Raw genomic sequence first — 12,851 nt, forward strand, 5'->3', positions numbered from 1 at the left:
GCGCAGGGGGCGCTCCCCGCCGGTCGGGGCCCCGCCGCCGTGTCGCGGGGAGCCGGTCAGGCCTGCGCGGCCGCGGTCCGCAAGGCGAGCCGGTGTTCGCCCGCGTACACGTTCATGGAGGTGCCGCGGAGAAAACCCACCAGGGTCAGGCCGGTCTCGGCGGCCAGGTCCACGGCCAGCGAGGACGGCGCCGAGACCGCCGCCAGCACCGGAATGCCCGCCATGACGGCCTTCTGCGCCAGCTCGAAGGACGCCCGGCCGGACACCAGCAGGATCGCGCGGGACAGCGGCAGCCCCTCGCTCTGCAGCGCCCGCCCGACCAGCTTGTCCACCGCGTTGTGCCGGCCCACGTCCTCCCTTACGTCCAGCAGCTCACCGTCCTCCGAGAACAGGGCCGCCGCATGCAGACCCCCGGTCCGGTCGAAGACCCGCTGGGCCGCGCGCAGCCGGTCGGGGAGGCTCGCGAGCAGCTCGGGGTCCACCCGGACCGGGGGAGTGTCACCGCCGTGCGTGTCGTCGATGGGCCAGCGGGCCGTCGTACGGACCGCGTCCAGCGACGCCTTGCCGCACAGCCCGCAGGACGACGTCGTGTAGACGTTCCGTTCGAGCGTGATGTCGGGGATCACCACCCCGGCGGCGGTCCTCACGTCCACCACGTTGTAGGTGTTCGACCCGTCGACCGTCGCCCCCGCGCAGTACACGATGTTCTGCAGATCGCCCTGCTCGGCCAGCACCCCCTCGCTCACCAGGAACCCCGCCGCCAGCGCGAAGTCGTCTCCCGGCGTGCGCATGGTGATCGCGAGGGGCTTGCCGTTGAGGCGGATCTCCAGGGGTTCCTCGGCGACGAGCGTGTCCGGGCGCGAGGAGACCGCCCCGTCCCGGATGCGGATCACCTTGCGTCGTTCCGTGACTCGTCCCATGTCCCTGTCCCCACCAGTCCTGATCAGTCCCGGTTCTGTACGTGCTGATAGCCGAAGCGGCCTTTGATGCAGAGGTTGCCGTGGGTCACCGGGTTGTCGTGCGGTGAGGTGACCTTCACGATCTCATTGTCCTGCACGTGCAGCGTGAGGTTGCAGCCCACACCGCAGTACGCGCACACCGTGGTCGTCTCCGTCTGCGCCGCCTCGTTCCACGTGCCCGCCGCCCGCATGTCGAACTCCGACTTGAACGACAGCGCTCCCGTGGGGCACACCTCGATGCAGTTCCCGCAGTACACGCACGCCGAGTCGGTGAGCGGCGCGTCGTGCTCGACGGCGATCCGGGCGTCGAAACCACGGCCGGTGACGGAGATCGCGAAGGTGTTCTGCCACTGGGTGCCGCACGCGTCCACGCACTTGTAACAGAGGATGCACTTGTCGTAGTCCCGGACGTAGAGCTCGTTGTCGATCTTCGGTTCCTCGTCGAGGCGGGCCGCGTCCGGGCCGAAGCGGTCCGGCTTCGCCTCGTACTCCTTGATCCACTCGGCGACCTTCGGGGTCGTCGACAGATCGACCGACGAGGCGAGGAGTTCCAGCACGATCTTGCGGCTGTGCCGGGCCCGCTCGGTGTCCGTCCTCACCTCCATCCCGGGCTCGGCCTTGCGGGAGCAGGCCGGGACGAGGGTCCGCGACCCCTCGACCTCGACGACACACACCCGGCAGGCGTTCTTCGGGGTGAGGGTGTCGCCCTGGCAGAGGGTCGGGACGTCCTTCCCGGCGGCCCGGCAGGCGTCGAGGATGGTCGAGCCCTCCGGGACCCTGGCCTCCTCGCCGTCGATGGTGAACTCCAGCAGCCGGCGGGGAATCCCGAGCGGTGTCACGGTCATTCGTACGCCCCCAAGCGGTCGATGGCGGATTCCACGGCGTTCCACGCGGTCTGTCCGAGACCGCAGATCGAGGCGTCCCGCATCGCGCGGCCGACCTCCCTGAGCAGGGCGATGTCATCGGCGGCAGCCGCACCCGTGCGCTCCACGATCCGGTGCAGCGCCTCCTCCTGCCGTACGGCCCCGACCCGGCACGGCACGCACTGTCCGCACGACTCGTCCCGGAAGAACTCCGCGATCCGCAGCAGCAGCCGGGGCAGCGGGACCGTGTCGTCGAACGCCATCACGACCCCCGAGCCGAGCGTGGTGCCCGCCTCCCGTGTGCCCTCGAAGGTGAGCGGGATGTCCAGCTCGTCCGGGCGTACGAAACCACCGGCCGCCCCGCCGAGCAGCACCGCCCGCAGCCCGTCCCGGACCCCGGCGAGCGTCAGCAGTTCACCGAGCGTCGCGCCGAAGGGCAGCTCGTAGATGCCGGGGCGCTCCACGCTGCCCGACACGCAGAACAGCTTGGGCCCGGTGGACCTCCCCGTCCCGATCGCCGCGTACGCCGGTGCGCCCATCGTCAGGATCGGCAGGACGTTGACCAGCGTCTCCACGTTGTTCTCGACCGTCGGCTTGCCGAACAGGCCCTTCTCCACCGGGAACGGCGGCTTCGAACGCGGCTCTCCCCGATACCCCTCGATGGAGTTGAAGAGCGCCGTCTCCTCACCGCAGATGTACGCGCCCGCGCCCCGGCGGATCTCGATGTCGAACGCGTAGCCCTGCCCGAGGATGTCGTCGCCGAGCAGCCCGCGCGCCCGGGCCTGCGCGATCGCGTGCTCCAGTCGCCGCAGCGCCCTCGGGTACTCGCCGCGGAGGTAGAGGTAGCCGTGGTGCGCGCCGGTCGCGTACGCCGCGATCGTCATCGCCTCGACCAGGGCGAACGGATCGCCCTCCATGATCACGCGGTCCTTGAAGGTGCCCGGCTCGGATTCGTCGGCGTTGCAGACGAGATAGTGCGGATGGTCCGGCTGCGACGCCGTGGCCTGCCATTTACGACCGGTGGGGAAGGCCGCGCCGCCGCGTCCGACCAGACCCGAGTCGGTGACCTCGCGGATCACTCCGGCCGGGCCCAGCTCGAAGGCACGACGCAGGGCCGTGTAGCCGCCGTGGGCCCGGTAGTCGTCGAGGGAGGACGGGTCGACGACGCCGACCCGCTGCAACAAGGTCAGCGACGGGTCGCCCGCCTGGGGCACCGCCATGGCGGCCGGTGGTTCCTCGGGTGCCGAGTCGGGCGCGCTCGCCGCCAGCATGGCCGCCCCGACGGTCGCCGGCGCCGACACCGCCGTACGCACGGGATCCCCGGCCTTGATCGCGAGGGCCGCCGGTGCCCGCTCGCACAGCCCCAGGCATGGGCTCCGCTCGACCTGGACCCCGCTGCCGAGCCCCAGTCGTGCCTCGACGCGGGCGCACAGCTCCGCCGCCCCGGCCGCCGCGCACGCCAGGTCCGTACAGACGTGCAGCACGGTCGCGGGGCGCGGCTTGACCGAGAACATGGCGTAGAACGTGGCCACGCCGTACGCCTCCGCCGGCGGCACCGTCAGCCGCCGGCACAGATAGTCCAGCGCGCCCTCGCTGATCCAGCCGACCCGGTCGTTGATCGCGTGCAACCCCGGCAACAGCAGGTCACGGCGCTCCCGGGCCTCCCGGCCGCCCCGCGCCCAGCGGAGGTCCGCAGCCCGCATCTCATCGCGGGTGGCGCCCTCCCAGGAGGACTCCGGTGGCCCGAGCAGCGCGTCGACGGCCGCCTTCTCCTCGTCCGTGGGTTTGCTGTCGCCGAAGTGCAGGTCCACTTACGTCACCTCACGATGGTCGCGACGGGCAGCTTCTCGATCCGGATCGCCGACGCCTTGAACTCCGCCGTCCCCGCGATCGGGCAGTTCGCCTCGATCGTCAGCTGGTTGGTGTCCACCTCGTCGGGAAAGTGCATGGTCATGAAGGCGAGCCCGGGCCGCAGCGCCAGATCGATCCACACCGGCGCCACCACCGACCCACGCCGCGAGGACACCCGGACCTCCTCACCGACCACGACCCCGTAGCGCTCCGCGTCCTCCGGGCACAGCTCGATGTACTCCCCGCGACGCAGGGGCGAAGCGAAACCGCCGCTCTGGACACCCGTGTTGTACGAGTCCAGCCGTCGCCCGGTGGTCAGCCGGATCGGGTACTCCTCGTCCGTCAGATCCACCGGCGGATCGTGCTGGACGATCCCGAAGGGGGCCGGCCTGCCCCGCTCGGCGGGGTCCGGGTCCCACAACCGGCCGTGCAGATACGTCGGTTCCAGCCGGTCCGTGCTCGGGCAGGGCCACTGGATGCCCTGCTGCTCCTCAAGGCGCTGGTACGTCATCCCGTAGTGGTCCGGCGACACCGACCGCAGCTCGTTCCAGACGGCCTCGGCGTCGGCGTACTTCCACTCGTGTCCGAGGCGCGCGGCCAGGTCGCAGATGATGTCGATGTCCTCGCGGGCCTCACCGGGCGGGGTCACCGCCCGCCGGACCCGCTGCACCCGCCGCTCGCTGTTGGTCGTCGTACCGTCCGTCTCCGCCCACCCGGCGGTCGCGGGCAGCACCACGTCCGCCAACTCGGCGGTCTTGGTGAGGAAGATGTCCTGGACCACCAGGAAGTCGAGGCCCGACATCCGGCGTACGGCCTGCTCGCTGTCCGCCTCCGACTGCGCCGGGTTCTCCCCGATGCAGTACACGGCCCGCAGTGAGCCCTCCTCCATGGCCTCGAACATCTCCGTCAGGTTCAGCCCGTAGTGCGGCTGGATGACGGTGTCCCACGCCGACTCGAACTTCAGCCGGGTCTCGGGGTCGAGAATGTCCTGGAAGCCGGGCAGCCGGTTCGGGATGGCGCCCATGTCACCGCCGCCCTGCACGTTGTTCTGGCCGCGCAGGGGCTGCAACCCGGAGGCGTAGCGGCCCACATGGCCGGTCAGCAGGGAGAGGTTGATCAGCGCGCGTACGTTGTCGGTGCCGTTGTGGTGCTCGGTGATGCCGAGGGTCCAGCAGAGCTGGGCGCGCTCGGCGCGGGCGTAGGCGTGCGCCAACTGCCGTATCGCGGCGGCGGGTACGCCGGTCACCTTCTCGGCGAGGGACAGCGTCCAGGGCTCGACGAGCGCCTTGTACTCCTCGAAGCCGGTGGTGGCCCGCTCGATGAACGCCTCGTTGGCGAGGCCCGCGTGGATGATCTCGCGGCCGATCGCGTGCGCCATCGGGATGTCCGTGCCGACGTTCAGCCCGAGCCAGCTCTCCGCCCACTCGGCGGTGCTGGTCCGCCGGGGATCGACGGCGTACATCCGGGCGCCGTTGTGGATCCCCTTCAGCACGTGCTGGAAGAAGATCGGGTGGGCGAAGCGGGCGTTGGAGCCCCACATCACGATGACGTCGGTGTGCTCGATCTCCTCGTACGAGGAGGTTCCGCCGCCGGAGCCGAAGGCGGCCGACAGGCCCGCGACGCTGGGCGCGTGGCACGTCCGGTTGCAGGAGTCGACGTTGTTGGTGCCCATCACCACCCGCGCGAACTTCTGCGCGACGTAGTTCATCTCGTTCGTCGCGCGGGCGCAGGAGAACATGCCGAACGCGCCGCGGTGGGCCCGCAGACCACGGGCGGCCCGGTCCAGTGCCTCGTCCCAACTCGCCCGTCGGAACGGCTCGTCGCGGGAGTCCCGTACGAGCGGGTGGGTGAGCCGGGTGTAGGTCTTCGGGGTGCGATTCCGTTTCCGTTCGCTCATACGGCGATTCCCAGCGTTCATGCGGCGCTCCTCAGTGCGAGCAGGTCCGAGATGGCGTGGACGGTGCGGAGCGTGGGCACGTCGACGCCGGTGATGTCCGCCAACTCGACGACGGCGGCGAGGAGTACGTCGAGTTCCAGCGGCTTGCCGCGCTCCAGGTCCTGGAGTGTGGAGGTGCGGTGGTCGCCGACGCGCTCGGCGCCGGCCATCCGCCGCTCGATGGAGACGCCGACCTCGCAGCCCAGGGCCTCGGCGACGGCCAGCGTCTCGGCCATCATCGTCTCGATGACCTTGCGGGTGCCGCCGTGCAGACACATCTGCCGCATGGTCGCGCGGGCCAGGGCGCTGATCGGGTTGAACGAGATGTTGCCCAGCAGCTTGATCCAGATGTCGCCGCGAATGTCCGGTTCCACCGGGCACTTCAGGCCACCCGCCCTCATGGCCTCGCTGAACGCCCGGCAGCGCGTCGAGACCGTACGGTCGGGCTCGCCGATGGAGAACCGGGTGCCTTCCAGGTGCCGTACGACACCGGGACCTTCGAGCTCGGTGGCCGCGTAGACGACACAGCCGATGGCCCGTTCGGGCGCGAGCACCGCACTGACCGCGCCGTCCGGATCCACGCTCTCGACGCGGTGGCCGTCGTGCGGGCCGCCGTGCCGGTGGAAGTACCACCAGGGGATGCCGTTCTGGGCGGCGATCACCGCGGTGGTGTCGTGCAACAAGGGCTCGATCAGCGGCCCGCACGCCGCGTACGAGTTGGCCTTGAGGCCCAGGAAGACGAAGTCGACCGGGCCGATCTCGGCCGGGTCGTCGGTGGCGTGGGCGCGGGCGGTGAAGTCGCCGCGCGGGCTGAGTATCCGCACCCCGTCCCGCCTCATGGCCGCCAGATGCGGTCCACGGGCGACGAGATGCACATCGGCGCCACCGCGGTGGAGCGCGGCGCCGACATAGGCGCCGATCGCGCCGGCGCCGAGAACTGCGACTTTCATGGTGAGAGAGCTCCGTTCGGTCGAGGGATACCGCGGAGATGGCGCACTGCCGAACTCTGTCGACGAAATATTGTCTACAGTATGGAAGTTGACCCAGCAAGGGGTTGCGCTCCGCCGGGAACGCCGAGCAACCACGGTGGATCGTCAGCCGAGGGATCGTCGTGGCTTGTCGTGCCCACGCGGCGGAGCCGCATGTGTCACAGCGCCGCGCCCCCGACGAGCCGCGGGTGACCGTTCGGCGCTTCCCGGATACCGTTCACCGCATACCGTCGACGCGCCGCCTTCTCAACTCCCCTGTCACTCCCTACCGTCCGGGATCATGAGTCCCCCTGTCGCACCCCCGGGCTGGAGCCGCTGGCTCGTTCCCCCGGCCGCTCTCTCCGTCCATCTCTCCATCGGACAGGCCTACGCCTGGAGCGTGTTCAAGCCGCCGCTCGAATCGGCCCTCGGTCTCAGCGGTACGCAGAGCGCGCTGCCCTTCCAACTCGGCATCGTCATGCTCGGACTGTCCGCCGCGTTCGGCGGGACGCTCGTGGAGCGCAACGGGCCGCGCTGGGCGATGACCGTGGCGCTGATCTGCTTCTCCTCCGGCTTCCTCCTCGCCTCGCTGGGCGCGGTCACCGAGCAGTACTGGCTGATCGTCTTCGGCTACGGCTTCGTCGGCGGCATCGGCCTGGGCATCGGCTACATCTCACCCGTCTCGACCCTGATCAAGTGGTTCCCGGACAGGCCCGGCATGGCCACCGGCATCGCCATCATGGGCTTCGGCGGCGGCGCGCTCATCGCCTCGCCGTGGTCCGCGCAGATGCTGGAGTCCTTCGGCGCCGACTCCTCCGGCATCGCCCTCGCCTTCCTCGTGCACGGGCTGTCGTACGCCGTGTTCATGACCCTCGGGGTGCTGTTGGTGCGGGTGCCGCGCGGTGAGGACCGCGCAGGCGCGGTCAGCGGGCCGAGTGCCTTCGAAGGGCCGCAGGTCTCGGCGCGCAACGCCATCCGCACCCCGCAGTTCTGGTGCCTGTGGGTCATCCTCTGCATGAACGTGTCCGCGGGCATCGGCATCCTGGAGAAGGCCGCCCCGATGATCACGGACTTCTTCGTCAACTCCTCCACACCGGTCTCGGCCGGCGCGGCAGCCGGTTTCGTGGCGCTCCTCTCGGCGGCCAACATGGCGGGACGCATCGTCTGGTCGTCGACCTCCGACCTGATCGGACGCAAGAACATCTACCGCGTCTACCTGGGCGTCGGCGCGCTGATGTACCTGCTGATCGCCCAGTTCGGCGACTCCTCGAAACCGCTGTTCGTCGTCTGCGCCCTGGTGATCCTGTCCTTCTACGGCGGCGGCTTCGCCACGATCCCCGCCTATCTGAAGGACCTCTTCGGCACCTACCAGGTCGGCGCGATCCACGGCCGGCTGCTCACCGCCTGGTCCACCGCCGGTGTCCTCGGACCGCTGATCGTCAACTGGATCGCGGACCGGCAGGAGGCGGCGGGCAAGGACGGCTCCGACCTCTACGGCCTGTCCTTCTTCATCATGATCGGGCTGCTCGTGATCGGTTTCGTCGCCAACGAGCTGGTCCGGCCGGTCCACCCCCGCTTCCACATCCCAGCCCCGAGGGAGGCCACCGATGTCGTCAAGCGACAGCAGCCCGAATCCGCCTGACCGGCGGCCGTTGATCGTCTTCGCCTGGCTGTGGGTGGGCGTGCCACTCGGTTACGGACTGTACGAACTCGTACGCAAGGCCACGCAACTGTTCACCGGGTGACTGTTCCGAAGTCCTGAGGTCTGACAGAAGCCGACAACCCGGGCCGTACATTACTGTCGCCTCACCCGCCCCCGTACCCGTGAGTCACTGATCAGACTGGTGAATCCCGCTGACCACAGGCTATGAGGGGGGACCCACCCATGAACGGCTCGCGGATCGTCGCCGTCGGCCACTACCAGCCCGCCAAGGTGCTCACCAACGAGGACCTGGCGGGCATGGTCGACACGAGTGACGAGTGGATCACGAGCCGCGTGGGCATCCGCACCCGGCACATCGCCGGCCCCGACGAGCCCGTCGACGAACTCGCCGGGCACGCCGCCGCCAAGGCGCTCGCCGGGGCCGGCCTCGGACCGGACGACATCGACCTGGTGGTGGTCGCCACCTCCACGGCCGTCGACCGCTCCCCGAACATGGCCGCCCGGGTCGCGGCCCGGCTCGGCATCCCGTCCCCGGCCGCGATGGACATCAACGTCGTCTGCGCCGGGTTCACCCACGCCCTCGCCACCGCCGACCACGCCGTGCGCGCGGGCGCGGCCACCCGGGCGCTCGTCATCGGCGCCGACAAGATGTCCGAGGTCACGGACTGGACCGACCGTACGACCTGTGTGCTCGTCGGGGACGGGGCGGGCGCCGCCGTCGTCGAGGCGGCCGACCGGAACTTCGGCGCGCCCGGCATCGGGCCGGTGCTGTGGGGATCGGTGCCCGAGATGGGCCACGCGGTACGGATCGAGGGAACCCCCGCCCGGTTCGCGCAGGAGGGGCAGAGCGTCTACCGCTGGGCCACCACCAAGCTGCCGCCGATCGCCCGCGCGGCCTGCGAGAAGGCCGGACTCGCCCCCGCCGACCTCGCCGCGGTCGTCCTCCACCAGGCCAACCTGCGCATCATCGAACCCCTCGCCGAGAAGATCGGCGCCGTCAACGCCGTCGTCGCCCGCGACGTCACCGAGTCCGGCAACACCTCCGCCGCCAGCATCCCGCTCGCCTTCTCCAAGCTCGTGGAGCGGGGTGAGATCAACGCCGGCGACCCGGTACTGCTGTTCGGCTTCGGCGGCAACCTGTCGTACGCGGGGCAGGTGGTCCGCTGCCCGTGAGCAGTGTGTTCGCTGCGGTGTGACGAGGCATACTCGCCAATTCCCTGGCCATCACGGCTCGTAGACTGTAGACGAAAGACAATCCATACTGGCTGTTGACTTCGACTTTCCAGTACGGGCCGTTGACTTTCCGTGTGCAGTACACCCAGTGGTGCTCTGGAGGGGACCCGATGTTGTCGACAGGACTTCCACAAGGGGCGGTGCCCAAGCTCGAACGCCCCGGTCCACTGCGTGACCGCGTCTACGAGGCCCTGCTCGAACTCATCACCACGCGCGCCCTGCGCCCGGGCCAGCATCTGGTCGAGAGCGAACTCGCCGGGCACCTCGGCGTGTCGCGCCAGCCCGTCCGCGAGGCGCTGCAGCGGCTGAACACCGAGGGCTGGGTCGATCTGCGGCCCGCGCAGGGCGCGTTCGTGCACGAGCCGACGGAGGAGGAGGCCGACCAGCTCCTCACGGTCCGCACCCTGTTGGAGGCCGAGGCCGCCCGCCTCGCCGCGGCCAACGCCGGCACGGCCGGCATCACGGCCCTGGAGGAACTCTGCGCCGAGGGTGAGCGCGCGGTCGACGCCGACGACGTCGATGCCGCCGTCGCCATGAACGCCCGCTTCCACGCCAAGGTCATGGACCTGGCCGGCAACACGGTCCTCGCCGAACTCGCCGCCCAGGTGGACCGCCGCGTCCGCTGGTACTACACCCCGGTGGCCCGCCAACGCGGCCACCAGTCCTGGCTCGAACACCGCGCCCTCATCGCCGCGATCGCGGCCCGCGACGAACAGCGCGCCACGGAGGTCATGCGGGCCCACACGGAGCACACACGGAAGACGTATCACGAGCGCGAGAAGTAGGCGTACGTACGTCCCCGGCTGCGGGCGGTCGTGCCGCTCTGCCGCTGTCCTGGCTGCGGGCAGTCGTGCCGCTGGGGCGATGGGGGAGGGCGGGAGCGGCGGCGTCCTGCACGCGGCGGCAAGCGAAACCCTGCCCCGCCCAGCACCAGCCGCCGGGTACTCGTCGCTTGCCGTACCCCCAACCCTCTCTTTGTCCTCTCAGTGGAGAAAGTCGGCGGCAATTGCTGCGCAACTTCTTCCCGCCTCCGGCATTCGCTGCTACGTTCCCCTCGAAAGCCACGCACAGCGGTGCCGATGAGGCGGGGAGGGGCTTGTGAGACGTATGACGGCTCGACCCGCCAACGCGCATCAGGCCCGGCTGCTGCGGCTGTTGCGGGACGGTGGGCCCAACTCCCGGGCACAGCTGGGGGACCGGGTCGATCTCTCGCGGTCCAAGCTGGCCGTCGAGGTGGACCGGCTGCTGGAGACGGGGCTCGTCGTGGCCGACGGGCTCGCCGCCTCACGCGGTGGCCGGCGCTCGCACAACATCCGGCTCGCTCCCCAACTCCGTTTCCTGGGCGTCGACATCGGCGCGACCTCCATCGATGTGGCCGTCACCAACGCCGAGTTGGAGATCCTCGGGCACATCAACCAGCCCATGGACGTGCGGGACGGCCCGGTCGCCGTGTTCGAGCAGGTCCTGTCCATGGCCGCCAAGTTGAAGGCCTCCGGGCTCGCGGAGGGGTTCGACGGCGCCGGTATCGGCGTCCCCGGACCGGTCCGGTTCCCCGAGGGCGTTCCGGTGGCCCCGCCGATCATGCCGGGCTGGGACGGTTTCCCGGTGCGCGAGGCGCTCAGCCAGGAACTGGGCTGCCCCGTCATGGTCGACAACGACGTGAACCTGATGGCGATGGGGGAGCAGCACGCGGGCGTGGCCCGTTCCGTGGGCGACTTCCTCTGCGTCAAGATCGGCACCGGCATCGGCTGCGGCATAGTCGTCGGCGGCGAGGTCCACCGCGGTACGACGGGCAGCGCCGGCGACATCGGCCACATCCTCGCCGTACCGGACGGCCGCCCCTGCGCCTGCGGCAACCGGGGCTGCCTGGAGGCCCATTTCAGCGGCGCCGCGCTCGCCCGCGACGCCAAGGAGGCCGCCCAGCAGGGCCTCTCGGCGGAACTCGCGTCCCGCCTGGAGACCAACGGCACCCTGACCGCCGTCGACGTCGCCGCCGCTGCCGCCGCCGGTGACGCCACCGCGCTCGACCTGATACGCGAGGGCGGCAACCGCACCGGCCAGGTCATCGCCGGACTCGTCAGCTTCTTCAATCCCGGCCTGGTGGTGATCGGCGGCGGGGTGACCGGCCTCGGCCACACCCTGCTCGCCGCCATCCGCACCCAGGTCTACCGCCAGTCGCTGCCCCTCGCGACCGGCAATCTGCCCATCGTCCTGGGGGAGTTGGGCCCCACCGCCGGAGTCATCGGCGCGGCCCGCCTCATCAGCGACCACCTCTTCTCACCCGCGTAACCATTCCGTTCCCACGGATCGACAGCACAGCGCTCTGCTTCGCCCTGCCCTGACCCCGCCTGCCCACGCACGCGCATCGCCCTGAAACCGGCCCGCACGCCCGCCAAGGGGAACTCATGGCACCAGAACCACCGCTGCTCACCATGTCTCGCATCACCAAGTCGTTCCCCGGAGTCCGGGCCCTCGACGGCGTCGACCTCGACGTCCAGGCCGGAGAAGTGCACTGTCTGCTGGGCCAGAACGGCGCCGGAAAGTCCACCCTCATCAAGGTCCTCGCCGGCGCCCACCAGCCCGACGGCGGCACGATCACCTGGCGGGGCGAGGCGGTCACCCTCAAGTCCCCGATCGCCGCCATGCGCCTCGGCATCGCCACCATCTACCAGGAACTCGACCTGGTGGAGGGCCTGTCGGTGGCCGAGAACGTCCACCTCGGGCATGAACCCACGGCCGCCGGCTTCGTCGTACGAGGGAAGGCGGCGCGGGCATCGACCGCCAAGCTGCTCAGGCGACTTGGACACCCGGAGATCGATCCGGCCCGGCTCGTCGGGGAGTTGTCCGCCGCCCAGCAGCAGATCGTGTCGATGGCCCGGGCGCTCTCCCACGACGTACGGCTCATCGTCATGGACGAGCCGTCGGCCGCGCTCGACCCGGACGAGGTCGACAACCTGTTCAGGATCGTGGGGGACCTGACCGCCGACGGGGTCGCCGTCGTCTACATCTCGCACCGCCTGGAGGAGATCCGGCGGATCGGCGACCGGGTGACCGTACTGAAGGACGGGCGGGCCGTGGCGGGCGGGCTGCCCGCGAAGTCGACGCCGACGCGCGAGGTCGTGGCGCTGATGACGGGCCGGAACGTCGAGTACGTCTTCCCGGACCGGCCCACCGCTCCACCGGCTGACGTGCCGCCCGTACTGGAGGTACGGGGGCTGGCCCGGGCGGGGGAGTTCGAACCCTTCGACCTGGAGGTGCGGCCCGGCGAGATCGTCGGGCTCGCCGGACTCGTCGGCTCCGGGAGGTCCGAGATCCTGGAGACCATCTACGGCGCCCGCAGGCCCACCGCCGGTCAAGTCGTCGTCGGCGGAGACCAGT

At 70.4% G+C, this 12,851-nt stretch carries 11 protein-coding genes; 6 read left to right on the forward strand and 5 right to left on the reverse strand.

Annotated elements, in window-relative coordinates:
- Positions 1-56 precede the first annotated feature (56 nt).
- Genes fdhD through STRIP9103_RS36390 form a run of 5 tightly spaced genes read right to left on the reverse strand, consistent with a single transcriptional unit; the run spans position 57 to position 6,559 of the window.
- Positions 57-920, reverse strand: a complete 864-nt coding sequence (gene fdhD, locus STRIP9103_RS36370; protein WP_048821620.1) for a formate dehydrogenase accessory sulfurtransferase FdhD — start codon at positions 918-920, stop codon at positions 57-59.
- Between the two features lie 23 nt (positions 921-943).
- Positions 944-1,804, reverse strand: coding sequence for a 2Fe-2S iron-sulfur cluster-binding protein (locus STRIP9103_RS36375; protein WP_009331701.1), 861 nt, complete (start codon positions 1,802-1,804; stop codon positions 944-946).
- Positions 1,801-3,633 (reverse strand): NAD(P)H-dependent oxidoreductase subunit E, encoded by a 1,833-nt coding sequence (locus STRIP9103_RS36380; RefSeq protein WP_009331705.1) that lies wholly within the window; start codon positions 3,631-3,633, stop codon positions 1,801-1,803. The genes STRIP9103_RS36375 and STRIP9103_RS36380 overlap by 4 nt, the downstream gene beginning before the upstream one ends.
- A 5-nt stretch (positions 3,634-3,638) precedes the next feature.
- Positions 3,639-5,591: a molybdopterin oxidoreductase family protein gene (locus STRIP9103_RS36385; protein ID WP_009331696.1), complete on the reverse strand. Its 1,953-nt coding sequence runs from the start codon at positions 5,589-5,591 to the stop codon at positions 3,639-3,641.
- Entirely contained in the window at positions 5,588-6,559 is a 972-nt protein-coding gene (locus tag STRIP9103_RS36390) for a 2-dehydropantoate 2-reductase (protein ID WP_009331694.1), read from the reverse strand. Before STRIP9103_RS36390 ends, STRIP9103_RS36385 begins: the two co-directional genes overlap by 4 nt.
- 319 nt (positions 6,560-6,878) lie before the next feature.
- On the opposite strand from STRIP9103_RS36390, the gene STRIP9103_RS36395 reads away from it, so the two are divergent.
- From STRIP9103_RS36395 to STRIP9103_RS36415, 6 genes are all read left to right on the forward strand, one after another.
- Positions 6,879-8,219 carry an OFA family MFS transporter gene (locus tag STRIP9103_RS36395; RefSeq protein WP_048821622.1) on the forward strand — a complete coding sequence of 447 codons (1,341 nt, stop codon included), beginning with the start codon at positions 6,879-6,881 and terminating at the stop codon, positions 8,217-8,219.
- The gene (locus tag STRIP9103_RS53795) at positions 8,185-8,322 is read left to right on the forward strand and encodes an MFS transporter small subunit (protein ID WP_009331698.1); all 138 of its coding nucleotides are present in this window, start codon (positions 8,185-8,187) and stop codon (positions 8,320-8,322) included. The genes STRIP9103_RS36395 and STRIP9103_RS53795 overlap by 35 nt, the downstream gene beginning before the upstream one ends.
- Before the next feature lie 140 nt (positions 8,323-8,462).
- A complete protein-coding gene (locus tag STRIP9103_RS36400; protein WP_009331699.1) occupies positions 8,463-9,413 on the forward strand; it encodes a beta-ketoacyl-ACP synthase III in 951 nt (316 codons plus the stop codon).
- Positions 9,414-9,583: 170 nt separating this feature from the next.
- Positions 9,584-10,258: a GntR family transcriptional regulator gene (locus STRIP9103_RS36405; protein WP_048821623.1), complete on the forward strand. Its 675-nt coding sequence runs from the start codon at positions 9,584-9,586 to the stop codon at positions 10,256-10,258.
- A gap of 322 nt (positions 10,259-10,580) precedes the next feature.
- On the forward strand, positions 10,581-11,762 hold the full coding sequence (locus STRIP9103_RS36410; RefSeq protein ID WP_009331692.1) for an ROK family transcriptional regulator: 1,182 nt from the start codon (positions 10,581-10,583) through the stop codon (positions 11,760-11,762).
- 116 nt (positions 11,763-11,878) lie between these two features.
- On the forward strand, positions 11,879-12,851 hold a 973-nt coding region (locus tag STRIP9103_RS36415), incomplete at its 3' end, for a sugar ABC transporter ATP-binding protein (RefSeq protein ID WP_048821624.1).

Origin of the sequence: Streptomyces ipomoeae 91-03 (assembly GCF_000317595.1) — a bacterium.
Classification (GTDB): Bacteria; Actinomycetota; Actinomycetes; order Streptomycetales; family Streptomycetaceae; genus Streptomyces; species Streptomyces ipomoeae.